The sequence below is a fragment of the Kribbella sp. genome, from assembly GCF_035687465.1.
Classification (GTDB): Bacteria; Actinomycetota; Actinomycetes; order Propionibacteriales; family Kribbellaceae; genus Kribbella.
This window is the reverse complement of the sequence record NZ_DASRXP010000089.1, coordinates 1-23,719: the sequence shown is the minus strand read 5'-3', so window position 1 is coordinate 23,719 and position 23,719 is coordinate 1. Positions and strand designations below refer to the sequence as shown.

At 67.2% G+C, this 23,719-nt stretch carries 19 protein-coding genes; 8 read left to right on the top strand and 11 right to left on the bottom strand.

Features of this window, described 5'->3' with window-relative positions; all coding sequences use genetic code 11:
* Positions 1-134: 134 nt before the first annotated feature.
* Positions 135-776 (bottom strand): ThuA domain-containing protein, encoded by a 642-nt coding sequence (locus tag VFG33_RS04460; RefSeq protein WP_325022657.1) that lies wholly within the window; start codon positions 774-776, stop codon positions 135-137.
* 169 nt (positions 777-945) lie between these two features.
* Between VFG33_RS04460 and VFG33_RS04455 the strand changes: the two genes are divergently transcribed.
* The 3 genes from VFG33_RS04455 (at position 946) to VFG33_RS04445 (ending at position 5,247) form a co-directional block, all read left to right on the top strand.
* Positions 946-1,824: an MBL fold metallo-hydrolase gene (locus VFG33_RS04455; protein WP_325022655.1), complete on the top strand. Its 879-nt coding sequence runs from the start codon at positions 946-948 to the stop codon at positions 1,822-1,824.
* 105 nt (positions 1,825-1,929) lie between these two features.
* Positions 1,930-3,465, top strand: a complete 1,536-nt coding sequence (locus VFG33_RS04450; RefSeq protein ID WP_325022654.1) for an NCS1 family nucleobase:cation symporter-1 — start codon at positions 1,930-1,932, stop codon at positions 3,463-3,465.
* 957 nt (positions 3,466-4,422) lie between these two features.
* A complete protein-coding gene (locus VFG33_RS04445) occupies positions 4,423-5,247 on the top strand; it encodes a DUF3097 domain-containing protein (RefSeq protein WP_325022653.1) in 825 nt (274 codons plus the stop codon).
* Here the strand turns inward: VFG33_RS04445 and VFG33_RS04440 are convergent.
* The 6 genes from VFG33_RS04440 to hemW form a co-directional block, all read right to left on the bottom strand.
* Positions 5,222-7,807, bottom strand: a complete 2,586-nt coding sequence (locus VFG33_RS04440) for a DUF3376 domain-containing protein (protein WP_325022651.1) — start codon at positions 7,805-7,807, stop codon at positions 5,222-5,224. The genes VFG33_RS04445 and VFG33_RS04440 overlap by 26 nt on opposite strands.
* Before the next feature lie 114 nt (positions 7,808-7,921).
* Positions 7,922-8,941, bottom strand: coding sequence for a LacI family DNA-binding transcriptional regulator (locus VFG33_RS04435; RefSeq protein ID WP_325022649.1), 1,020 nt, complete (start codon positions 8,939-8,941; stop codon positions 7,922-7,924).
* A gap of 141 nt (positions 8,942-9,082) precedes the next feature.
* Complete coding sequence (locus VFG33_RS04430; RefSeq protein ID WP_325022647.1) at positions 9,083-9,475, bottom strand: type II toxin-antitoxin system VapC family toxin; 393 nt, start codon at positions 9,473-9,475, stop codon at positions 9,083-9,085.
* A 2-nt stretch (positions 9,476-9,477) separates the two neighbouring features.
* On the bottom strand, positions 9,478-9,762 hold the full coding sequence (locus tag VFG33_RS41215; protein ID WP_414672922.1) for a type II toxin-antitoxin system Phd/YefM family antitoxin: 285 nt from the start codon (positions 9,760-9,762) through the stop codon (positions 9,478-9,480).
* A 159-nt stretch (positions 9,763-9,921) separates the two neighbouring features.
* Positions 9,922-11,244, bottom strand: a complete 1,323-nt coding sequence (locus tag VFG33_RS04425) for an ABC transporter substrate-binding protein (protein WP_325022645.1) — start codon at positions 11,242-11,244, stop codon at positions 9,922-9,924.
* A gap of 222 nt (positions 11,245-11,466) precedes the next feature.
* Complete coding sequence (gene hemW, locus VFG33_RS04420; protein ID WP_325022643.1) at positions 11,467-12,678, bottom strand: radical SAM family heme chaperone HemW; 1,212 nt, start codon at positions 12,676-12,678, stop codon at positions 11,467-11,469.
* Positions 12,679-12,775: 97 nt separating this feature from the next.
* Here hemW and VFG33_RS04415 point away from each other — a divergent pair, with 97 nt between their 5' ends.
* A complete protein-coding gene (locus VFG33_RS04415; RefSeq protein ID WP_325022641.1) occupies positions 12,776-14,791 on the top strand; it encodes an MDR family MFS transporter in 2,016 nt (671 codons plus the stop codon).
* A gap of 62 nt (positions 14,792-14,853) precedes the next feature.
* Here VFG33_RS04415 and VFG33_RS04410 read toward each other — a convergent pair whose 3' ends face one another.
* The gene (locus VFG33_RS04410) at positions 14,854-16,689 is read right to left on the bottom strand and encodes an AMP-dependent synthetase/ligase (protein ID WP_325022639.1); all 1,836 of its coding nucleotides are present in this window, start codon (positions 16,687-16,689) and stop codon (positions 14,854-14,856) included.
* A gap of 107 nt (positions 16,690-16,796) precedes the next feature.
* Here VFG33_RS04410 and VFG33_RS04405 point away from each other — a divergent pair, with 107 nt between their 5' ends.
* The gene (locus VFG33_RS04405; RefSeq protein ID WP_325022637.1) at positions 16,797-18,422 is read left to right on the top strand and encodes a peptide-N4-asparagine amidase; all 1,626 of its coding nucleotides are present in this window, start codon (positions 16,797-16,799) and stop codon (positions 18,420-18,422) included.
* A gap of 74 nt (positions 18,423-18,496) precedes the next feature.
* On the opposite strand, the gene VFG33_RS04400 is transcribed toward VFG33_RS04405, so the two are convergent.
* From VFG33_RS04400 to VFG33_RS04390, 3 genes are all read right to left on the bottom strand, one after another.
* The gene (locus VFG33_RS04400; RefSeq protein WP_325022635.1) at positions 18,497-19,522 is read right to left on the bottom strand and encodes an aspartate-semialdehyde dehydrogenase; all 1,026 of its coding nucleotides are present in this window, start codon (positions 19,520-19,522) and stop codon (positions 18,497-18,499) included.
* Positions 19,523-19,559: 37 nt separating this feature from the next.
* On the bottom strand, positions 19,560-19,745 hold the full coding sequence (locus VFG33_RS04395; RefSeq protein ID WP_325022633.1) for a tautomerase family protein: 186 nt from the start codon (positions 19,743-19,745) through the stop codon (positions 19,560-19,562).
* Between the two features lie 69 nt (positions 19,746-19,814).
* Positions 19,815-21,329, bottom strand: coding sequence for a sodium:solute symporter family protein (locus tag VFG33_RS04390; RefSeq protein WP_325022631.1), 1,515 nt, complete (start codon positions 21,327-21,329; stop codon positions 19,815-19,817).
* A 155-nt stretch (positions 21,330-21,484) separates the two neighbouring features.
* Between VFG33_RS04390 and kduI the strand changes: the two genes are divergently transcribed.
* The 3 genes from kduI to VFG33_RS04375 all read left to right on the top strand — a co-directional run.
* Positions 21,485-22,327, top strand: coding sequence for a 5-dehydro-4-deoxy-D-glucuronate isomerase (gene kduI, locus VFG33_RS04385; RefSeq protein ID WP_325022628.1), 843 nt, complete (start codon positions 21,485-21,487; stop codon positions 22,325-22,327).
* Positions 22,328-22,338: 11 nt separating this feature from the next.
* Positions 22,339-23,133 (top strand): SDR family oxidoreductase, encoded by a 795-nt coding sequence (locus VFG33_RS04380; protein WP_325022626.1) that lies wholly within the window; start codon positions 22,339-22,341, stop codon positions 23,131-23,133.
* A 52-nt stretch (positions 23,134-23,185) separates the two neighbouring features.
* On the top strand, positions 23,186-23,719 hold a 534-nt coding region (locus VFG33_RS04375), incomplete at its 3' end, for an IclR family transcriptional regulator (protein ID WP_325022624.1).

Here is a 23,719-nt window from a genome sequence, read left to right as displayed (position 1 = left end):
CTGATCGGCGATCGCCTGGGCGCGACTGAGGTCCAGGTCGGCGACGGCGACCACCTCGACGCCGGGCAACTTGGCCAGGTGTTCCAGGTAGGTGCCGCTGATGACGCCGGTACCGACGATGCCGATCCCGGTGGTCACTTGCTCGCCCACAGCAGCCCCCGCTCGATGATCGTGCGGACCTCAGGGACGTCCAGGTCGGCGAGGCTGTGGCCGGGGGTGCAGACGAAGACGCGGCCCTCGCCCCAGGTCCTGGTCCAGACGGCCGGCATGACCGCGCCGCCGATCCACGGGTAGTCCGGGTGCGCCCGGACGGTGGTGGTCGCGAGCACGTTGTTAGTGGGGTCGGCGTGCACGTAGTACTGCTCGGTGTGCAGGTCGAAGTGCGTGATCCCCTCGACGATCGGGTCGTCTGAGACCACCTCGATCCGGTGGTCCACGAAGCCGCCGGGGTGGGAGACGAACTGGCCGCCGGTCATGAAGCTGTAGTCGGCGCTGTTGCGGAACGAGTCCACGATGCCGCCGTGCCAGCCGGCCAGCCCGGTACCGGCGCGGACCGCCGCCTCCAGGCCCTTGACCTGCTCGTTGGTGATGTCGCCCATGCTGATGCACTGCAGCACCAGGTCGGTACCGTCCAGGTCGAGGTAGCTCTCGGTGCTGTCCGAGACGGTGACCTCGAAGTCGTTGTCCCGCAGGAAGGGGATGAACAACTCGGTCGCCTCGACCGGTTGATGTCCCTCCCAGCCGCCCCGCACCACCAGTGCCCGTCGTGTCGTCACGCCGTCCGCCCTTCAGAATGCAGAGTCTCAGAGATCGGATCAATGTCGATGCCGCCCAGCCGACCCTAGGCGGCGGAACCCGGCCCTTCAAGGGCTGTCCCGGCGGCTGGATAAGGCTTGCCGCCCACCGGCGCCGGGGGTAAGGAGACGGGCGGCTAGGGTCGATCGCATGAGTGACTGGACCGAGCTGGGTGATCGATGCTGGGTCCGCCGGTATCGCGAGTGGGACGTCAACGTCGGCCTGGTGGTCGGTAGTGCAGGCGCCCTGGTGGTCGACACCCGGGCCACCACGGCCCAGGCCGTCGAGGTGCTGGCCGAGATCGCCGAGTTGACCGACGCACCGGTCCGCTGGGTGGTGAACACGCACGCCCACTTCGACCACACCTTCGGCAACGCGACCTTCACCGAAGCCGCGACGTACGCGCAGGAGAACGCCGCCGCCGCGCTGGCCGAGCGGGGGCCGGCCCTGCAGGAGCACTATCGTGACAACCCGGGTCCGGATCTGGCCTTTCCGGAGATCCCGCCGGAGCTGCTCGCCGAGGTGGCCGCGACCGAGTTGGTTGCCATCGACAACACCTTTGCGGTGGCCAAGGTGATCGACCTGGGTGATCGCCGGGTGGAACTGCTGCACCTGGGGAGCGGCCATACCGACGGCGACGTGCTGGTCGTCGTACCGGATGTCGACGTCTACTTCGTCGGCGATCTGGTCGAGGAGTCGGCCGCACCGTCGTACGGCGACGACTCCTATCCGCTCGAGTGGCCCGACACCATCGACCGGGTGATCGGCTTGCTCTCGGCAACGGCCAAGGTGGTGCCGGGCCACGGCGCCGTGGTGGATGCCGAGTTCGTCCGCGCCCAGGCCGAGGACCTCGGCACTGTCGCCAACACGATCTCCGGACTGCACCACGCCGGTACGACGCTCGAGCAGGCGCTCGCGCACACCGACTGGCCCTGGCCGATCGCCCACTTGGAGCAGGCCGTACGCCGCGGCTACGAAGTACTGGGAGTTCCCCGGAGGCCGACCCTGCCACTCCTCGGGCCTGGCTGAACTGCCTGAGCGGACACTGCCTGCGGTTATCCGTTGACACAGTGAAGCCCCATCGTCAACGGTGGTGCGGAGCATTTGGCGCACCGACCGGATGAGGTGGGAACGATGGCGAGCCTTGAACAGACCTATCACCCGGACGGACGAGTCGAGCTGACCGATCCAGCAGCGATCGTGGACAGCCCCTACGGCAATGCCGAGCTGGCGCCGACCCGAATCTCCGAGCGCCGCTGGACGACGTACAACTACGCGGCGCTGTGGATGGGGATGGCGCACAACATCCCGAGCTATCTGCTCGCCGCCGGACTCGTTGCGCTGGGCATGAACTGGCTGCAGGCGTTCCTCACCATCACCCTGGGGAACCTGATCGTGCTGGTCCCCCTGCTGCTGAACAGTCACGCGGGGACGAAGTACGGGATCCCGTTCCCGGTCTTCGCACGTGCCTTCTACGGCGTCCGCGGCGCGAACTTCCCGGCCTTGCTGCGGGCCTTCATCGCGTGCGGCTGGTTCGGTATCCAGACCTGGATCGGCGGCCAGGCGATCTACGTGATCGTCGGCGAACTCGCCGGCTCCGGCTGGACTGATTCGTCCTCCGTCGGCGGGCATCCGTGGACGATGTGGCTCAGCTTCGCGTTCTTCTGGGCGCTGCAGATGTGGCTGATCTGGCGCGGCATCGAGGGTCTGCGGCGGTTCGAGAACTGGGCCGCACCGCTGGTCACGCTCGCGTTCCTGGCGCTGATGATCGGGATCCTGGTCAAGGCCGGCGGCTTCGGTCCGATCCTGTCGCAACCGTCCAAGCTCGGCTGGGACGCCGACTTCTGGAAGATCTTCGCGCCGTCGCTGATGGGCATGATCGCGTTCTGGGCGACGCTGTCGCTGAACATGCCGGACTTCACCCGGTTCGGCAAAGGCCAGCGGCAGCAGGTGATCGGGCAGATCATCGGCCTGCCGACGACGATGTCGTTCATCGCGCTGGTCTCCATCATCACCACCTCGGGCACCGTGATCGTCTACGGCACCGCGATCTGGGACCCGGTCGAACTCACCCGCCGCTTCGAGAACCCGGTGGTGGTCACGATCGGCCTGGTGATGGCGGTCCTCGCCACCATGTCGTGCAACGTCGCCGCGAACGTGGTCAGCCCGTCGTACGACTTCGCCAATGCCCTGCCACGCTGGCTGAACTTCCGCACCGCCGGCCTGCTCACCGGCGTGATCGGCGTCGTGATCCAGCCCTGGCGGCTGATCGCCGACCCGGAGATCTACATCTTCGTCTGGCTCTCCTTCTACGGCGGCCTGCTCGCGTCGGTGGCGGGCGTCCTGATCGCCGGCTACTGGTTCATCGACCGCACGAACCTCCACCTAGCCGACCTCTACCTACCCAACAGCCGCTACTGGTACTCCGGCGGCTGGAACTGGCGAGCCGTAGTCGCCACCCTCTTCGGCTCGCTCCTCGCAGTCGGCGGCGCCTACTCCAACCCAGGCGCCGGCCCCTTCCCGGAGAACGGCCTGATCCCGTTCCTCCAGCCGCTCTACGACTACTCCTGGATAGTCGGCCTAGTAGTCGGCTTCCTCGCCTACCTGGCCCTAACCCTCGCATCCCCCATCCGCCACCCCGCCCCCACCCACGCCACCTCCACCTTCTAGTCCCCCGCACGCCGGTACGCCGGCCGCAGGTTCGCGGGGTGCATAGGTGTGGGTGGTTCGCGGGGTGCATAGGTGTGGGTGGTTCGCGGGGTGCATAGGTGTGGGTGGTTCGCGTCGCCGGGCTGCGTGATGGTGCTAGTGAAAGACGCAGCTACGCCCGGAGCCGCTGAGAAGAACGGCCACAATTTCAGGGATTACGTCGAGGGGTGCCGCCCGGGTGGTTCCGGTGGGTGTTCCGGTCGGTTCTGTAGGTCTGCGCGGTCCGGCTGGTGGACCCGCCGGTGAGGCGTCGCGGCCGATAGCGGGCTGCTCGGCCGATACCGCCCTACAGACCGGCATCGGTCCAACGACCCGGCATCCACCCGGACGCGCCTACCGCCGATAGCGGGTTGCTCGACCGATAGCGCCCAGTAGACCGGCATCGGTCCCACAAACCGGCAGCCGACCGAACCACGCCACGATCTCCAGCACGGCCCCCCACCCAGACCCACAGAACCCACCGAAACCAACCGGAAACCGGTTACTGGACAGGGTTCCGCGACTTCTGTAGGTCTGGATGGGGCCACCTCGGAACCCGGCGCCACCCGGGCCGACCGAATCAGCGGAGGGGCCGAACATCCCGCACGAACCACCCGGGCGAACGGAATCCCCTGGATGCAGCTCACACGTCAGCGCGGATCCGCGTAGCTGCGTCCTTCCCTGGTCGACGGGGTGCGGGTCAAGGGTCGAAACTTGTTTCGAGCCCGAAGGGCCGCGAAGCGCCCTTGACGCGCACCCCGTCGACCAGCACACTCCCGCAGCGGAGACCGCGCAACCACAGTCCCAATGCACCGGCGAACCACTCGCGCCTGCGCAACCACAGTTACCGACGTCCCGGCGTACCAGATCAGGCGACGAGCGGCGTACGGAGGCGTGTGGTTGAGGGGGAAGGCGTCTACGGGGACATACGGTTAGCGGGTGGCTGATCGGTATGGGAATGATGTGTTGGCTGGGGATTGGCGGAAGCCCAAGAATGGGCGGACTGTCGAGGTGGAGATCGAGAAGGGGATGGTGGTCGAGGAGCCGTCCTCCGGGTTCGTGGGGGCGGTTGTGCGGTGGGAGCACGGGGTGGTGGATCTCGAGGATCGGCACGGGAAGATCCGGAGCTATCCGATGGGTCCCGGGTTCTGGGTGGATGGCAAGCCGGTCGCGTTGAAGCCGCCGAAGAAGGCCGCTCCGGCCAAGAAGACGAAGACGGCGTCCGGATCCGTGGCCGTCAGCAATGTCCGGGCTCAGGTCGCGCGGGCGAGCCGGATCTACGTCGAGGGGCGGCACGACGCCGAGCTCGTGGAGCGGGTCTGGGGTGACGACCTGCGGATCGAGGGTGTGGTGGTCGAGTACCTCGAGGGTGTCGACGATCTGCCCGGCATCGTGAATCGGTTCCAGCCGGGCCCGGGCCGACGGCTCGGCGTACTGGTCGACCATCTGGTGGAGGGGTCGAAGGAGTCGAAGATCGCCGCCCAGGTGAAGGACCGGAATGTGCTCGTCGTCGGGCACCCGTTCATCGACATCTGGGAGGCGGTGAAGCCGTCGTCGCTCGGGATCGCCGCCTGGCCGCGGATCCCGCACGGGCAGGAGTGGAAGAAGGGCGTGCTGCAGACCTTCGGCTGGCCCGCCACCGACCAGGCCGACGTCGCCGCGGCCTGGAAACACATCCTGTCGAAGGTGAAGAGCTACGCCGACCTCGAACCCGACCTGCTCGGCCGGGTCGAGGAACTCATCGATTTCGTGACGACTGACTGATCTCGGGGAGGCGGGCCTCGATCCACTTCCTGATCTGCTGACGGGCGCGGCCGACGTACCAGGTGACCACGAACAGGGCCGCGCCGACAGCCAGCGCCAGTCCGGCCAGTACCGAGAAGATGATCCGTACTGCGCTCACGTCGACAAGCCCTGCCACCACGAGCAGCACCACGGCGGCACCGAAAGCTGCCACAGGCAACCACTTCTGGAAGACCAGCGGACGCTTCGCCGGACTCACCTCGACGTTCTTCACCAGCCGGTCCCACGTACTGTTCCGGGCCGGCTCGGTGAACCAGCGCGCGGCCCGCAGCAACCACGGTTTCGGCTGGTGCGTCCGGCCCGCCATCGACTGGACCCAGTGACCGACCTGCTCCCCCAAGCCCGACGACACCTCGACCATCCGGTCGGCCAGGCCCTTCGTGGTCGCCTTGCCCTCCTTGGTCGAGTTCAGCTCGTCCCGCATCCGCCGGAGCGAATCGAGACCGCCCTCGACCGGGAAGTCCTCGGCCAGCCGCTGGACCTGCTCGGCGACCTTGTCGAGCTTCCAGTCCTCGGCCTTGAGCACCTGCCGCTGCGTCTCCTGGATCCACTCCGCGTCCGCACCGAGCATCGCGCCGAGGTGCGCGACGCAGTGCAGCCGGCCCATCAGCCAGTCCCACTTACGCCAGTCCGCGGCACCGAACGCACCGAAGTGCCCGACCTGGGTGCCGTAGAGGATGCGGTCCTTCAGCCCGTTCGCGGTCGAACCCTCGGGCAGTTCGTCCAGCAACAGCAGCGGGATGTCCGGCCCGAGCCGCAGGAACTGGAACGGCGCGCTGCGCTGCTGCGGAGTCCGCGCGGACGTACACCGCGAGACGATCTCCACCTCCAGCGCCGTCTCCACCACGTCCGGCCCGACGTGACCGATCAGGGTCGCGAACTCGTCCCCGAGCGCGCGTTGCACCTGCAACGCCTCGAAGATGTCGTTCATCCCGACCGCGACCGCCTCGGCTCCCCCAGCCGGCTGCAGATCCAGATCCGCCTTGGCAAGCTCGACAGCCAGAGCATCCCGGACCGCCAGCACCCGCTGCAGGGAATCGCTGGTCGCCCTCAACCGCCGCTCGAGATCAGCCAGGTCCTCCGGCGCAGCATGATCGATCCTGGTGCGCAGCGATCGAAGGACCAGCCGTACTACGCGTTCGGACGCGCCGGTTCCCCAAGGCCAGCAGGGGTTGCCGTCCACTGTCTGCAGGGGCGCGGTCGATCCATCCGGACCGGGAACCCACGGGTGGTCTCCTGCCAGGACCTCGTCGATCTCGGACTCCGACAACGCGGTCGCCGCGTCGAGCACGGTCGACTCGTCGTGCGACGCGATCGTCACGGCCTCCCAGACACCACCAGCCGCACGACCCCGTGCGTACGCCGGTTGCAGCAGCCTGGCGGCTTCCTTCAATCCGGCTCGCTCGGCCGGCTTCTGCACGCACCGGTCGAAGAGCCGCTGCGTGTCGGACCACGACGCATCCGCCTCGAGCAGCAACCGTTCCAACTGCTCCACGTCCGACCGGAAGTCCACCTCGCGCGGGAACTGCACGGCCGACAACGCCGCGACCCGCCAACTCGGTTCCTTCGCATCCGGTACATGCGTCTCGGCGAGATTGCCGATCCCAGCCGACGGTACGACGTACAACACGTACCGGCTGGCGCGTCCCGTCACGGGCCGGCGGGCAACCACATCCAGTACCGGGCCGAACGGCGCGTTGTCCAGCACGCCGCCATCCACAAGCCAGGCACCGTGCTCGCCTTGTTGCCCCGGCTGGAGTCGCGGCGGCGCGGCCCCCAACTCGGGCGTCTCCCGCACCGGCCCGAACGCCGCCGGGAACGAAGCCGAAGCACGAGCCGCCCGGGCGAGCAGGTCGGTGTCGGTCAACTCGTTCGTCGCCTTGACGGAGAACGAGCGCGTGGCCCCGTCGTACACCGCGCTCTGCTCGCTGGTGAAGGAGAAGAGATACCGATGATCCGGTACGACGAACCGTTGCCCGGCGGCATCCTTGGCCTCGAACTGCTGGATCCCCAGACCCGAAGCGGTCACGAACAACGTCACCGGCTCGGAGGCCGACTGCTCCCCTGCCTCGGCGACGCCTTCGAGGAGGTTGTTCAGCTCGTCGAGGAAGAAGTTGCCGTCGAGCACCGACTTGGGCTTGACCCCCTTGCCGGGAACCAGTTTGTCGACCTCCAACGAACCCAGGCCGACCCATTTCTGGCGCAGCCACGGGCCGTCGTCGCCACCGGGGTCGAGGGTGGAGCCGTTCGAGATGGCGGTCGCCAGGAGGGACCCGTTCAGGCCGCCCGCGCTGGTACCGGCGATCACGTCGACGACGATCTTGCGGTGTTCCCCGCCGCGCTGACACAGTTCTCGCCAGCGGTCCGCGAGCACCTCGTCGTACGGTTGCGCGGCCGGCGATGCACCGGAGCCGGACGCGCGGCGGATCAGGTCGAGCTCGTGCGTGACACCGCCCATCCAGACGGCCAGGCTGACGCCGCCGTTGAGCACCAGCGCGATCCGGATCTCATGGTCGGACATGTTCCCCCCTCGTCACCGTCACAGATATCACGTCCGTCACGCCGATTCCCAGGGATCAACGCGCAGCGTGACCAAAGAGGCAGTGAACTGTTGCCGTCGGCGTCGAGTGAGCCTTCAGGCCGAGCCGCGGATGATCAGTTCGGTGTTGAAGATCTCTGGGCTGGTCAGGTCGGCGCCGGCGAGTTTGGCGAGCAGGATCTCGGCCAGCCGGGCGCCGAGCAACTCCACCGGCTGCCGCACGGTGGTCAGCTTCGGTGTCGTCGTGGTCGCGACGACCGAGTCGTCGAACCCCACCACGGCGACATCCTCCGGCACTCGCCTGCCGAGCTGGGAAAGCACTCGCAGCGCCGCGGTCGCCATCAGGTCGGACGCGACGAAGATCCCGTCCAGCTCAGGATGCTCGTCCAGCAACTTGATCGCGGCCTGCTCGCCACCGTCGGCCGTGAAGTCGCCATAGGCAACGGCTTCGGGCAGCCCGGCCTCGGCGACGACCTCCCGGTAGCCGGTCAGACGATCCAGTCCCGCGGTCATGTCGAGGGGTCCGGCGACGGTGCCGACCTTCCGTCGCCCGATGGACAACAGGTACTCGACCGCAGTACGGGCTCCTGCCACGTTGTCCACGTCGACACTCGCGACCGGGACCTCGACGCCGAGCGGCCGCGCGCTGAAGACGATCGGCAGCGGCAACTGGGCGAGCTCCTGCAGCACGTTGTCGCGACCGTGGTGGCTGACGATGATCGCGCCGTCCACGTGCCCGCCGCGCAGGTAGCGCAGCAACCGCTGGTCGTCACCCTCGGCGGGCTCGATCAACAGCACCAACTGCGAGGACGTGGGCGCGAGCGTCATGCTCACCCCGCGCAGGATGCCGGCGAAGAACGGGTCCGAGAACACCCGGCTGTCCGGTTCCGGCACCACCAGCGCGACAGAGTCGGTACGTCGGGTCACCAGCGCCCGGGCGGCCCGGTTGGGCACGTACCCGAGCTCGCCGATCGCCCGCTCCACCGCGGCAACGGTCTCCGGCAACACCTTCGGCGAACCGTTCACCACCCGCGAAACAGTCGCCCGCGAAACCCCCGCCAGCGCCGCGACCTGCTCCAAGGTCGGAGTAGGAGAGTCCTGACCACGCACCGACATCGGACCTCCCGGACTGGTTATGACGTTCACACCGTAATACGTACAGCCCCCTTGAACGACGAATCTCCACCGTGCGCCGCATTCGTCAATCCCAACTCACCTAACAAGCAGCAGACCTTGCGTGCGCTGCTCATTCAGGAATCAGGCTGGAGAAACGACAGGTACCCGTTGCGCGCTTGCAGCCCTCGCGAGCCTGTCGTCGTAGGTGACCATGGCGCGGAGGTCGCCCTGCAGTATCAGAGCTGTTGCCAGATGGATAGCGTCAAGCGACCGGAGCGCAGGCTCGGGCAGTCGACCCGCCGACTCCACCACCGCCGGACCGATGCCGATCTGGCCGACGCGAGAAAGCAGAAGGTCGGCTCGCACCATGCTGGGAGGGTCTTCTCGAAGTACAGCCCGGCGGGTTTCGACGACGAGGAGCACGCTGGCGACCAGCGGCGCTGACTCGTTCTCCAGCAGGTAGCTCTGCAGCGCGCGGGTCTCCTTCTCGTCCCAGATGAGCTTTACGAAGGCAGAGGTATCGAGGTAGATCAACGTCAGCGCTCGTCTTCATCGCGCATGGCGCGGACGACATCACTGAGTGGCGTCCTCCCGGCGGGTCGTGCTGGAATCGGCAGAAGGTCGGCGATGCTCCCCTGCGGGGGCGTGTACTCGCCTGAAGCAGCCAGCCGATCGAGGATGCCGCTGCCCGATTCTTCGGCCGGCACAAGGTAGGCAACCAGTCGTCCCCGTTCCGTGACGGCTACGCGCTGCCCACCCTTGGCTAGCGCAACGTACTGGGACGCATGCTGTCGCAATTCCCTGATCCCGATAGATTCCACCCACCATTTGTAGCACACTAAGTGCTACAAGTCACGGCGTCCGTCTCACCGTGCTTACCAGTCGCGACCCAAAACAGCGCGACCACGGTAGTCCCGGGCCAAGCGGCCACGTAGGAGTCGCGCACCAGCGCGGGCGGGAGCAGCGTGGGGCCTGGAGTACTAGTTGCTGGTTCGGGTGTTGGCGGCTTTGTCGGCTTCTTTGAGGGCTTGTTTCCAGGCGGCGCTGGGGCTTTGTTTGCCCTCGTCGACGCGGGCCAGGGCGTCGCTGAAGACCTGGTTGATCTCGCCGTCGCGGGGGCCCTTGTGTTGTTTGAGGATGACGTTCTGGGCCCGGTTGATGAAGATCTTGCCGACCGGCGCGTTGTTGAAGTACGCGTTCACCTGCTCCTTGACCTGCGGCGCGTCGTAGGCGTCGACGGTGGAGGGGAACGAGCCGACCTTCTTGAAGACCTTGGTCTGCTGCTCCGGCGCGGTCAGCCAGGCGGCCAGCTTGGCGGCCTCGTCCGGCTGCGACGACTGCGCCGGCACGGTCAGGTAGGAACCACCCCAGTTCCCACCGCCGCCCGGGAACACGTCAGCGACGTCCCACTTGCCCTTGCCGAAAGTGCCCGCGTTGTCCTGGATCACGCCGAGCAGCCAGCCCGGGCACGCCATCGTCGCGAACGCGTCGGTGCGGAACGCCTTGACCCACTCGTCGCTCCAGGCCGGAAGCTTCGCCGACAGGCCGTCGTCGGTACCGGCGACGATCTGGTCCCACGTCTTCTTCAGCAGCTCGTTGTCGTCGCCCATGTAGCGATCCTGGTTCGAGTAGTACGCCTGGATCAGCTGGTTGCGCATCGCTTCCCAGGTGAGCACCGCGGAGTCGTACCAGGCCGAGCCCGGCACCTCCTTCTTGAACTTGCGCCCGTAGGAGAAGTACGACGCCCAGTCCGGGAACAGCTTCGCCACCTCGACCCGGTCGGTCGGCAGCCCGGCCTTGGCGAACAGGTCCTTGCGGTAGCAGATCGCCTCCGGCCCGATATCGGTCCCGTAGCCGATGATCTTGCCGTCGGTGGTGGTCGCGCCGGCGATCTTCCAGTCCAGCCAGCGGGACTTCAGGTCGTCGGCGCCGTACTTGCGCAGGTCGACGAACTTGTCCGCCTTGGCCAGGTACTTGTAGATCCAGCTGACCTCCATCGCCTCGATGTCGGCCAGCCCGGAGCCGGACGCCAGGTTCGTCTCCAGGTTCTTGACGTGCTCGTCGACGGTGGCGGCCTTGCGTTCGGTGATCTTGATGTTCGGGTGCGCGGCCTCGTACTCGCGGTAGAGCTCGCTGTACCCGAACTCGTTGAAGGTCGCGATGGTCAGCTCGATCTTCGGGCCGGTCGCTTCGCTGGAGGCCGTGCCGGCCTGGTCGTCGCTCCCCGCACAGGAGGAGGCGAGCAGGGTGAGACTGCAGGCCAGAACGAGAACTGCGGTGCGACAGCGGGCACTGGGCCGCATGGGGGTGCTCCCTGATTACTTGGACGGGTTGAGAGCGCTCTCCGTTTGAGGTGGAAAGTGACCTGAGTTTCGAGCGTTTCAACCAGGTGTGTCAAGGACCACACCGTTACGCTGAGACACGAGACCTACTAGGTCAGTACATAGCAGGCCAGTTCGTCACGGTGTGCACCTCACCGGTGACCGCGCGCTTGTTTTCCTGGGGTTTCCCTGAAAGTTCCGGTACTACGGCAGAAGGTCGCGGACCACCGCGTCAGCGAGCAGCCGACCACGCCGCGTAAGCACGAGCTGCCCGTTCTCGTCGACGAGCAGGCCGTTCTCGATGGCCGAAGCAGCAGCCGCCCGGCCGCCGTCATCCAGTACTCCGAGGGGCAGTCCCGCCCGCAACCGGATCTCCAGCAACACGCGTTCCACCCGCCTGGTCTCCGCGTCGAGGACCTCCCGCGCGTACGCCGGACTGTCCCCCGCCCCCATGCGATCGGCGTACGCGCTGGGGTGCTTCACGTTCCACCAGCGGACCCCGCCGACGTGGCTGTGGGCGCCCGGGCCGATCCCCCACCAGGTGTCGCCGCGCCAGTACAGCTCGTTGTGCCGGCAGCGCGCGCCCGGAGTACGGGCCCAGTTCGAGACCTCGTACCAGCCGAGTCCGGCGCTGGTCAGGAGATCGTCAGCGAGCACGTACTTGTCGGCCAGGTCGTCGTCATCCGGCATCGGCAGCTCGCCCCGGCGGACCCGACGGGCCAACTGCGTGCCGTCCTCGACGATCAACGCGTACGCGCTGACGTGGTCGGGGTCGGCCGACAACGCGGACTCCAGCGAGGTCCGCCAATCGTCGAGCGACTCCCCCGGCGTGCCGTAGATCAGGTCCAGATTCACATGCTCGAACCCGGCCGCCGTCGCCTCCTTCACAGCCTGCAAGGCACGGCCCGGCGTGTGTTGGCGATCGAGGATCTGCAGCACATGCGGCGCCGCACTCTGCATCCCGAAGGACACCCGCGTGAACCCGGCCTCCCTGATCGCGGCCAGATAGGCAGGATCGACCGACTCCGGGTTGGCCTCGGTCGTCACCTCCGCGTCCGCCGCCAGCCCGAACTCATCCCGTACTGCGCTCAGCATCCGCGCGAGGTCCTTCGCGGGGAGCAGCGTCGGCGTCCCTCCACCGAAGAACACCGTGTCCACCGGCCGGTCCAGGTCCCCGAGAACCCGCCGGGCCAGCCGAACCTCCTGCACGGCGGTCTCGGCGTACGACGCCTGCGACCCGCCGCCACCGAGCTCCTTGGCCGTGTAGGTGTTGAAGTCGCAATAGCCGCAGCGGGCCGCGCAGAATGGGACGTGCAGGTAGAACCCCAAGGGCCGCCCGGACGCCTCGCGAACGGCCGGCTCCGGCAGCGACCCGTCCCGGGGCGCAACCTCCCCCTCGGGCAGTGTCGATGGCACCTGCCCATCGTACGGACTCCGGCCGAGCGGAAATTGTGAGACGGAATCGCGGCGGTTCTGTGGTAGCGCTCCGTCGCTGAGTCGCTACATTCGGCTCATGGAAACCGAGGCGGGGCCGGTCAGCAAGAGCACCCGGAACGCGGTCGTGATCGCGATCATGCTGGGAATGTTGCTCGCAGCCCTCGATCAGACGATCGTGTCGACCGCGCTGCCGACCATCGTGAGCGACCTGGGCGGGACGAACCACCTGTCCTGGGTGGTCACGGCGTACCTGCTGGCCGAGACGATCATGACCGCGCTGGTCGGCAAGTTCGGCGACCTGTTCGGGCGCAAACCCGTCTTCCTGATCAGCGTGGTGCTGTTCCTGGCCGGCTCGGCCTTGTGCGGTATGGCCGACTCGATGCTGTGGCTGGTCGGATCGCGGGCGATCCAGGGCCTCGGTGCCGGTGGGTTGATGGTGACCGCGATGGCGGTGATCGCCGACGTGGTCCCACTGAGCGAACGCGGCAAGTACCAGGGCTTCATGGGCTCGGTCTTCGGCGTCGCGACGGTCGGTGGACCCCTGCTGGGCGGGCTGTTCGTGGACCAGCTGAGCTGGCGCTGGGCGTTCTACGTGAACATCCCGCTCGGCATTCTGGTCCTGGTCGTCGCGACCATCGCGCTGCCGTCGGTCAAGGCCGCGATCAAACCGGCGATCGACTATCTCGGCATCCTGCTGATCGCGCTGGCGGCGACCGGGCTGACCCTGGTGACCACCTGGGGCGGCAACGAGTACGACTGGACCTCGACCACGATCATCGCGATGACGATCGGATCGCTGATCGCGCTGGTCCTCTTCGTGATGGTGGAGAACCGAGCCGCCGAACCGTTGCTGCCGATGCGGCTGTTCAAGTCCCGCGTGTTCACGGTCTCCGCGATCCTGAGCTTCATCATCGGCTTCGCGATGCTCGGCGGGGTGACGTTCCTGCCGACCTACCTGCAGTACGTGCACGGCGCCTCGGCCACCGACTCCGGTCTGCAGATGCTGCCGCTGGTGGTCGGTCTACTGCTCGCCTCGGTGCTGGTCGGCAACATCATCAGCAAGACCGGCCGCTACCGGATCTTCCCGATCCTCGGCACGATCCTGATCGGTGCAGGACTGTTCCTGCTGTCGTTGATGGACAACCAGACGCCCTATCTCACCTCGGCCGCCTACATGTTGGTGCTGGGGATCGGCGTCGGCCTCTGTATGCCGGTGCCGACGGTGGTCGTGCAGAGCACGGTCGACTACAGCGACCTCGGCGTCGCGACCTCTGGCGTCAGCTTCCTGCGGACGATGGGCAGTTCCTTCGGCGTCGCGGTGTTCGGCTCCATCTACGCCACGCAGTTGCCGGAGAAGCTGGCCGGGGCGATCCCGGCCGGTGTCGATCCACGGGTTGCGTCGACCGTGGAAGGCGTTCGCGCGCTGCCGGATGCGTTGCGCGACCCGATCACGGCTGCCTATGCCGATGCGCTGCACGTGGTCTTCCTGACCGCAGTACCGGTTGCTGCGCTCGGCCTGCTCGTCGCCCTTCTGCTGAAGGAGGTCCCGCTGCGGGACACCGCCCGGATGTCCGCCGGCGGCAACGCGAGTATCGGCGAGGGCTTCGCGGCGCCGGCCTCGTTCGACTCCGAGCACGAACTGCAGAAGCTGGTCGCGGTGGTCGTGCAGAACCACAAGCGCAACCCCGGACCCGAAGTACTGGCCAGCTCCGGCATCCCGCTGAACATCGCCCAGATGTGGATGATCATGCAGGTCTTCCGCGGCGGCGCCGAACGCGGATCCGCCACCCTGCAAGAGATCGGCGGCGACCTCAAGGTGCCACCGGGCGTCTTCGAACCGATGGCATCGCAACTGGTTGCCCACGGCTACCTCAGCGAAACCCTCGGCCACTACCGCTTCACCACGACCGGCCTGGAGATGTTCCAGCGCTTCGTCGGCGCCTACCGGGTCTGGCTGCTCGGCAAACTGGAAGACTGGGAAATGGAAGACACCGCCGACTTCTCCGCCGCCATCGACCGCATCGCCGAACAAATGATCGACCGAGGCCAATCCCTCACCACCGGCAAACACGCCGCCCTCACCGGCGTCTGACCGATCGCTTGCGTCCGAAGAACCTTGGGCAATAGCGCAAGGTTCTTCGGACGCAAGGGTGATCAGTCGTACATCTTGTCGAGGAGGTCGCCGTAGGTGGTTTCTACGTATTTGCGCTTGAGTTTGAGGCTGGGGGTCATTTCGCCGCTTTCGACGGTCAGGTCGCGGTCGAGGATGGTGAACTTCTTGATGGTTTCCCAGCGGTTCAGGCCGGCGTTCAGTTCGTCCACGTAGCCCTGGACCAGCTTCTGCGCGGCGTCCGAGGTGACGATCTCGGCGTACGACTTGCCTGCCAGGCCGTTCTGCTCGCCCCAGGCCTGGATGGCTTCCGGGTCGAGGGTGACCAGGGCGCTGACGAAGTTGCGCTGGTGGCCGTGGACGATGAACTGGCTCGCGTACGGGCAGATCATCTTGAAGCGGCCCTCGATCACCTGGGGTGCGACGTACTTGCCGCCCGAGGTCTTGAAGAGGTCCTTCTTCCGGTCCGTGATGTAGAGGAACTCGTCCTCGAAGTGCCCGATGTCGCCCGTGTGGAACCAGCCGTCGGCGCCGAGCACCTCGGCGGTCTGCTCCGGCAGGTTGTGGTAGCCGCTCATCACGCCGGGACCCTTGATCAGGATCTCGCCGTCCTCGGCGATCCGGAACTCGGCCGCCGGGAAGATCGGCCCGACGCTGCCCAGCCGGTACTGGTCGGGCCGGTTCAGCGTGGAGCCCGCGGCCGTCTCGGACAGCCCGTACCCCTCGAGGATCAGCAGCCCGGCAGCGTGGAACCACTCCGCCAGCTTCTTGTCCAGCGCGGCCGATCCCGACACGAAGAACCGGATCCGGCCACCGAAGCGGGCCCGGATCTTCGACAGGACCAGCTTGTCTGCGACCGCGTACTGCGCTGCCAGTACACCGCTGGGCTCCTTGCCCTGCTGACGCAACGCGGAGACCTGGGCGCCGATCCCGAACGCCCAGTGGAAGAGCTTCGCCTTGACCCCGCCCTCGGACTCCATCATCGTCACGATCCGGGCGTGCGCCTTCTCGAAGACGCGCGGCGCGGCTGCCATGAAGGTGGGCTGGATGATGCCGGCGTTCTCCACGATCTTGTCGATCCGGCCGTCGATCGCGGTCGCGAAGCCGATCTGAAACTGCACCGCCAACAGCACCTGCCCGAAGACGTGCGCCAACGGCAGCCACAGGTACTGCAGGTCGTCCGGGCTGAGCACCCGGATGCCTTCCACCGCGGCACCCTCGTACGTCCAGACCGAGTGCGGCAGCCGCACGCCCTTGGGCCGCCCGGTCGTGCCGGACGTGTAGACCAGCGTGCAGAGGTGCTCGGGCTTGATCTGCGCGAGGCGCTCGTCGATCGCCTCCGGGTGCTCGTCGAGGTACTTCGCGCCGAGCTCGTCCAGCGCGGCCAGGCTGATCACCCAGTCGCCGTCGCGTTCCTCGGGCTCACCGTCGATCAGCACCACCTTGTGCAGCGACGGCAGCTCCGCCTTGTGTTCACGCAGCTTGTCGACCTGGCTGGCGTCCTCCGCGAACACCACCTGAACCTCGGCGTCCGCGACGATGTACGCCACGTCCGAGGCCATCGTGGTCGGGTAGATCGTCGTCATCGCGGCTGCCGTGAGCGCCGCCGCCAGGTAGCACTCGACCCATTCGAGCCGGGTGCTCGCCGCCACTCCGACGCGTTGCTCGGGCTCGACTCCCAACGCGATCAGGCCGGCACCGCGGCGGCGTACGACCTCTTCGGTCTGTTGCCAGCTGACCGACTCCCAGGCCGTGCCGACCGGGTGCCGGAAGGCCTCCCGGTTCGGGGTCGCGGCGACGCGGTCGAGGAACATCTGAGCAAGGTGCTGCTTGCGGTTACTCAGCAACGCAAGCTGGCCGCTGTCGGCGACGGGCTTCATCTCTGGCCTCCCAGGGGGTCAAGTAACCGAACGGTAATGGGAATCCGGTGCTGCTGGCCATGGCCCTCGCTTGCCCGGCCGCACCATCTCGATTACGTTTCCGCAACATGCGCACACGGCCCGTGGCACTCGTCTCACTGTCCGTTCTCCTCCTAGGTTGGCTGACCCCGGCCGCCGCCGCTCCACCGCCCTCGGAGTTCGGCACCGACTACGACGATCCGCGGACGCCGGCCCCGGCCGTCACGGTCCCGCACACGCGGCATTGCTCGGTGGAGATCGTCCGCAACGGCTTCAAGAACTTCGACCCGTACCAGTCCACCTACACGCCGCCGGCGGCGTGCCGCGGGCCGTGGTCGAAGGTGGTTCTGCGGATGGAAGGCTCGGTCAAGGGCGTCCAGTACGACCGCCTCGGCCACATCACCATCGGCGGGGTGGGCATCTTCCGGACGTCGACCCCCGAGCCCAGTACGGACGGCATCAGCTGGAAGGTCGAGAAGGACCTCAGCTCCTACAGTCCCTTGCTGCGCTCACCGCAGCCCGTGGTGATGGAGCTCGGCAACGTCGTCGACGACACCTACACCGGTGTGCTCGACATCGTCGTCACGCTGGACTTCTACGTGACCGGCTTCGGCGCACCAGCAGCCCGTACTGCGAACGCCGTGCTCCCGCTGCAGGACCAGACTCGCGAGGACTCCGATCTCGTCGGTACTGCGACCCTGCCGCGCAACACGTCCCGCCTGCTCGGCGAGATCTACGTGACGGGATCGGGTGGTGGGTGCGAGGAGTTCTGGGATACCTCGGCTCCGGCTTCGACTGGCTACTCCTGCCCCGACGGTTCGCCGTACCGGGAGGTCGAAGTGCTGATCGACGGGAAGGTCGCGGGCATCGCACTGCCGTATCCCTACATCTACACGGGCGGCTGGTCGAACCCGTACTCCTGGCGTCCGTCGCCGGCGCCCCGCGCGTTCGACATCAAACCACTGACCTACGACCTGACACCGTTCGTCGGACAGTTGACGGACGGGAAGGCGCACGAGTACCGGATCCACGTCGTCGGCGTACCGGCCGGACAGAGCGGCTGGTTCACCGTGCCCAACCTGCACGTCTGGACGGACCCGATCCTGAAACAGACCCGCGGCGGGATCACCTCGTACTCCGTGGCGCCGCTGACCAAGTCCGACGAGGTGACGGGCTCCAGCGGTACGGCGGGATCCGTGCTGACAAAGGCGTCCAGGTCCCTCAAGCTCAGCGGGTACGTCGACACGTCGGCCGGCCGGATCCGCACCACCGTGGAGCGGTCGCTCACCAATTCGTCAGACCACACGTGGGAGGCCGGCGAAACCCGCGACACTCTCGATGCCTCATGGAAAGACGTGTCGACCGTGACCACCGGCGCCAAGGTGGAACGGGCCGAGCTGAACTACAGCAAGAACGGCTACATCAGCTTCTTGCCCAGCGCAACGGCCCCCGGCGGCTACGACGTCATCACCGACCTGGAGCTCGCCGACAAGAGCCACACCTCCACCCGTCTGGGCGGCCTGACGCTCGCGGACCGCCGTACCGAAGAAACCTACGACGGCCGCGCCACCTGGATCTACAACGTCCCCCGCGACCAACGCCACGCCACTGGCACCCAAACAGTCCGCTACCGCACCACCGGCACAGGCAGCTGCTACGACCACACCCTCACCGCGGTAAACGGCACCTACACCAAGGACTACTACCGCTGCTGAGCGCGCGGCTGAAGTAACTCGGCGACGGATTGCTGCCGCAGCTTAATGCGTTGTTGGAGGGTTGCTGAGCGCTGTTAGCGCTGTTGGAGGAGTTCGGCGATTTGGACGGCGTTGAGGGCGGCGCCTTTGCGGAGGTTGTCGTTGGAGACGAAGAGGATCAGGCCGCGGCCGTCGGGGACTGATTGGTCCTGGCGGAGCCGGCCGACGTACGCAGGGTCTTTGCCGGCGGCGTACAGGGGTGTGGGGAGGTCGGCCAGTTCGACGCCGGGGGCGGCGGCGAGTAGTTCGGTGGCGCGTTCGGGGCTCAGGGGCTCGGCGAACTCGGCGTGGATGCTCAGCGAGTGGCCGGTGAAGACCGGGACGCGGACGCAGGTGCCTGCCACGGCGAGGTCCGGGATGTGCAGGATCTTGCGGCTCTCGTTGCGGAGCTTCTGCTCCTCGTCGGTCTCACCAGTGCCGTCGGCAACGATCGACCCGGCGAGCGGCAGTACGTTGAACGCGATCGGACCGGCGTACACCTGGGCCTGCGGCAGGGTGATGCCGTCAGTGCCCAGCGCCAGCCGACCGGCACCATCAGCGAGCGCCTTCGTCTGATCTTCAAGCTCCCGTACGCCGACGCCGCCGGAACCGGAAACCGCCTGGTAGGTGGAAACGATCAGCCGGGTGAGCCGCGCCTCCCGGTGGAGTGGGGCGAGCACCGGCATCGCCGCCATCGTCGTGCAGTTCGGGTTCGCGACGATCCCCTTGGGCAGGTGATCGAGGTCGCCGGGATTGACCTCCGAGACGACCAGCGGGACCTCCGGGTCCATCCGCCAGCCGGACGAGTTGTCCACGACGACAGCACCGGCGGCGGCAACCTTGGGAGCGAATTCCTTCGACGCCGTCTTGCCGTTGGAGAACAACGCCAGGTCGAGCCCCTTGAAGTCAGCCGTCGCCGAGTCCTCGACCGTGATCTTCTGGTCCCCGAACGGAAGCTGACTGCCGGCGGATCGCGCAGACGCGAAGTACCGGATCTCCTCCACCGGGAACTGCCGCTCGATGAGCAGCTCCCGCATCACTCCGCCGACCTGACCCGTAGCTCCAAACACTCCTACTCGCATACTCCAAGCCTAGTAGGAGCGCCCCCGTTCGGAGGGGTCAGGAGTCGGAGACGAGGATGCCGCCGTTGGCTACGTCGGTTTTCTCGATCTCGGTGAACACGATCCGGACGGCCTCGCGCTTGGCGCCGAGGATGGCGATCGCCGAGTCGGTGACCGCGGCGACGAACTCGCGGCGCTGGTCGAGGGTGCGGCCGGACAGCAGTTCGACGGTGATGTTGGGCATAGGTAGCAAGCTCCTCAGCGAGTGGGTCGGTCTCGTTCTGTCTAGTGGAACATTGTTCCAGACGGCGTGCTAGCCGACCGGCGCCGTTCGCCTGGCGATCACGTCGTCGGTCTCCACCGGATCGGTGTTGAGCGACTCGAGCAGGTCGTCCACGTCCGGACGGCGTTCCGGCATCAGCAGCCCGAGCCCGACGTACACCACCAGAGAAGTTGCCAACGGCAACGCCACGACCAGGGTGGTGTCGGTGGACTCGATCCCCCACTTGACGATCGCCCAGACGGTCAGACCGATCGCCCACGAAGCGATCGCCGCCCGGGAGCCGCTGCGGCGGAACCACGGCAGCATGCCGAGCATCAGCGGGATCGAGATCGGTCCCATGGTCGCGGCCACCAGGTCCACGACGATCTTCAGCACCACACCCTGACCGTTGGTGATGATCGCGATCAGCATGCTGACGGTGACGAAGGTGAAGGTGGTGATCCGGGCGAACTTGAGGGTGCTCGCATCGCTGAGCCGGCGCAGCTTCGGGACCAGCACCGGGCCGATGTCGCGGGTGATGACCGAGGAGATCACGTTCGCGTCCGAGGCCACCATCGCCATCGTGTGCGAGAAGAACCCGGCGAGCACGAGCCCGATCAGGCCGCTGGGGAGCAGCAGTTGCGCGAGTTCGACGTACGACTGCTCGGGCTTGGCCAGGTCCGGCACCAGCAGCGGCGCGGCGCACATCGGGATGAACAGCACGAGCGGCCAGACCAACCACAGTGCCGAGGAAAGCAAGGCCGATTTCTTCGCGGCGGAGCCGGACGGTGCGGCCATGTACCGCTGGGCCAGGTTCCACATGCCGCCGTTGTATTCGAAGGTTTTGATGAACAGGAAGGCGATCAGGAATATCGGTGTGTACGGCCCATTCAGCGCGTCACCGTGCCCCTCGGGCAACTGGTCCCACATCTTCCACAGGGTCGGGACGCCATCCAGGTGCGACAGCACACCGACGAACATCGCGATGCCGGCGGCGGCCTGGATGATGAACTGGCCGAAGTCGGTGAGCACGTCGGCCCAGAGACCGCCGAGCGTCGCGTAGAGCATCGTGACCACGCCGGTGAGCAGGATGCCCCAGCGCATCGGAACGCCGGTGAATCCGTTCAGCAGCACGGCGATCGCGACCCACTTGGCGGCGATGTCGACGACCTTGAGCGCGGCACCGGAGTACGCGAGCACTTGCTGGGTCGGGAGGTTGTAGCGCTTGGCCAGGTACTCCAGCGGAGAGACGACGCCGTGTTTGGAGCGCAACCGGTTCCAGCGGGCGGCGAAGACGAAGGCGCCGATGCCGACACCGACGCCGATCGACACCGCCCACCAGACGTAGACCGTGATCCCGTACGTGTAGGCGACCGCGGCGAAGGCGACGAACATCACCGCGCTGTAGCCCGACATGTGGTGCGAGATGCCGGACAGCCACCACGGGATCCTGCCGCCGGTCGTGAAGTAGTCGATGACGGTCTTGATCTTGGTGCGGGACCAGAGCCCGATCAGCACCATCAGCACGAAATAGCCGGCCAGGACCGTCCAGTCGAGTGCGGTCATGCGTTCCTCCAGGGGCGGCGGGATATGCCTGGAAGGTTCCATGTGTCAGAACTAGGTGTCAAGAGGCGGAACACCGCGAATGGCCATTCAGCGCTCGCAAGCCCACGACACGGTCGAAGTTTGACAGGATGTTCCGTCAAGTAGAACCTTGTTCTGTGAATCAGACGCCGCAGGAAGCGCTTCAGGTCAGGCACGCCACCCATCCGGACCAGGTCCCCGGCTTCGACACCGCGGCCCTGCGCCGTACGTACCTGGTCGAGGACCTGTTCACCCCCGACACCGTCACCGCGGTGCTCACCCACCACGACCGGATCGTGCTCGCCGGGGCGCGACCGGTCAGCGGCCCGCTCACGCTCGGGACCTGGCCGGAGCTGCGCAGCGAGTACTTCCTCGAGCGTCGCGAGGCCGGCATCGTGAACGTCGGCGAGCCCGGCACCGTGACCGTCGACGGCACCAAGTTCGAGCTCACCACCGGCGCCTGCCTGTACGCCGGACGCGGCGCGCGCGAGGTCGTCTTCGAGGGCACGGAGGCGGCGTACTACGTCTTCTCGGCGGCAGCGCACACCGAGTTTCCGACCACGTTGATCCAGCCCGGCGAGGGCAATCGGCTCGAGCTCGGGGATCAGCAGACCGCGAACCGCCGCACGATCGACCAATACATCCATGCCGATGGCGTCCGGAGCTGCCAGATCGTCCTCGGCGTGACGACGCTCCACCCCGGCAGCACCTGGAACACGATGCCCGCGCACACCCACGACCGGCGTACCGAGTGCTACCTGTACTTCGGGCTCCCGGCGTCCGACCGGATCGTGCATCTGCTCGGCGAACCCGAGGAGACCAGGCACCTACTGGTCGCGGATCGCCAAGCGGTGATCTCCCCCAGCTGGTCGATCCACTCGGGCGTCGGCACCTCGGCGTACAGCTTCGTCTGGGCTATGGCCGGAGAGAACCAGGCCTTCGCGGACATGGATGGCGTCGACGTGCAGGACCTGCGATGACCCTTCCCCCGATGACCCCTTCCCGGCGGTCCGTCCAACCGGGCTTCTCCCTGGCAGGCAGGACGGCACTCGTCACTGGCGCGCGGCGCGGCATCGGGGCAGCGATCGCGGCTGGGTTCGCGGCGGCCGGCGCCGACCTGATCTTGCTGGCGCGCGACGCGGCGCTGGAGGACACGCTCGAAGCGATCAAGGAGAACGGCGGCGGGCAGGCGCGGGTGATCACCGCCGACTTCACCGATCCAGCCGCTGTCGAGGCGGCCGGCCTCGAAGCGGTCGCGGCCCAGGCCGCGGCAGGGCGCCCGATCGACATCCTGGTCAACAACGCCGGCACGATCCGGCGCGCCCCAGCGGCCTCGACAACCGCGGCCGACTGGCAGCACGTGATCGACGTGAACCTGAACTCCACCTGGGCCATGACCCGGCCGGTCGGTGCGGCGATGGTGGCGCGGGGTGAGGGCAAGATCATCACGATCGCCTCACTGCTGAGCTTCCAGGGCGGGATCACCGTCCCGGCCTACACTGCCAGCAAGCACGCGGTCGCCGGTCTCACCAAGGCCCTCGCAAATGAATGGGGCCCGTCCGGGATCCAGGTGAACGCGATCGCGCCGGGCTACATCAGTACGGACAACACCACCGAACTGCGCGCGGATCCGGAGCGGGAAGCGGCCATCCGCGACCGCATCCCGGCCGGGCGCTGGGGCCGGCCGGAGGACGTGGTGGGGGCCGCGGTCTTCCTGGCCTCGGGTGCGTCCGACTACGTCAACGGGCACGTGCTCGCCGTCGACGGGGGCTGGCTGGCGAGATAGCCGGTCGTTCAGGAGAAGAGAGCTGGATGAGAGAGGTGACAGGATGAGTGACATGAGTTCGCCCTCGGCCATCGACAAGACGCTGATGGTGCTCGACGCCGTCCTCGAGCACTCCCGGTTCACCGACGTGGTGACGGCCACCGGCCTGGCCAAGTCGACCGTGCACAGGATCATGGCGTCGCTGGTGGAGCACGAGTTCGTCGCGCAGGCCGAGGACGGCTCGTACCACCCAGGTCCGAAGGCGCTCCGGCTGGCCGGGCACGCCCTCACCAACGTCGACCTGGCGACGGTCGCCCGCCCGGTGCTCGCCGACCTGGTCGCCCAGACCCGGTGCACGGTGCACGTCGGCCTGCTGAACGGCGACGAGGCGATCTACGTAGCCCGGCTCGACGGCCCCAAGCCGTACCGGATGCCGTCCCGCGTCGGCAAGGCCTTCTGGCTGCACTGCACCGGAATCGGCAAGGCACTCCTGGCCGAGAGAGACGACGAAGCCCTCGACGCACTCGTCACCCGCACCGGCCTGCCAGCCCGTACTCCGCTAACGCACACGACGGCCACTGCTCTGAAAGCCGACCTCGCCCAGGTC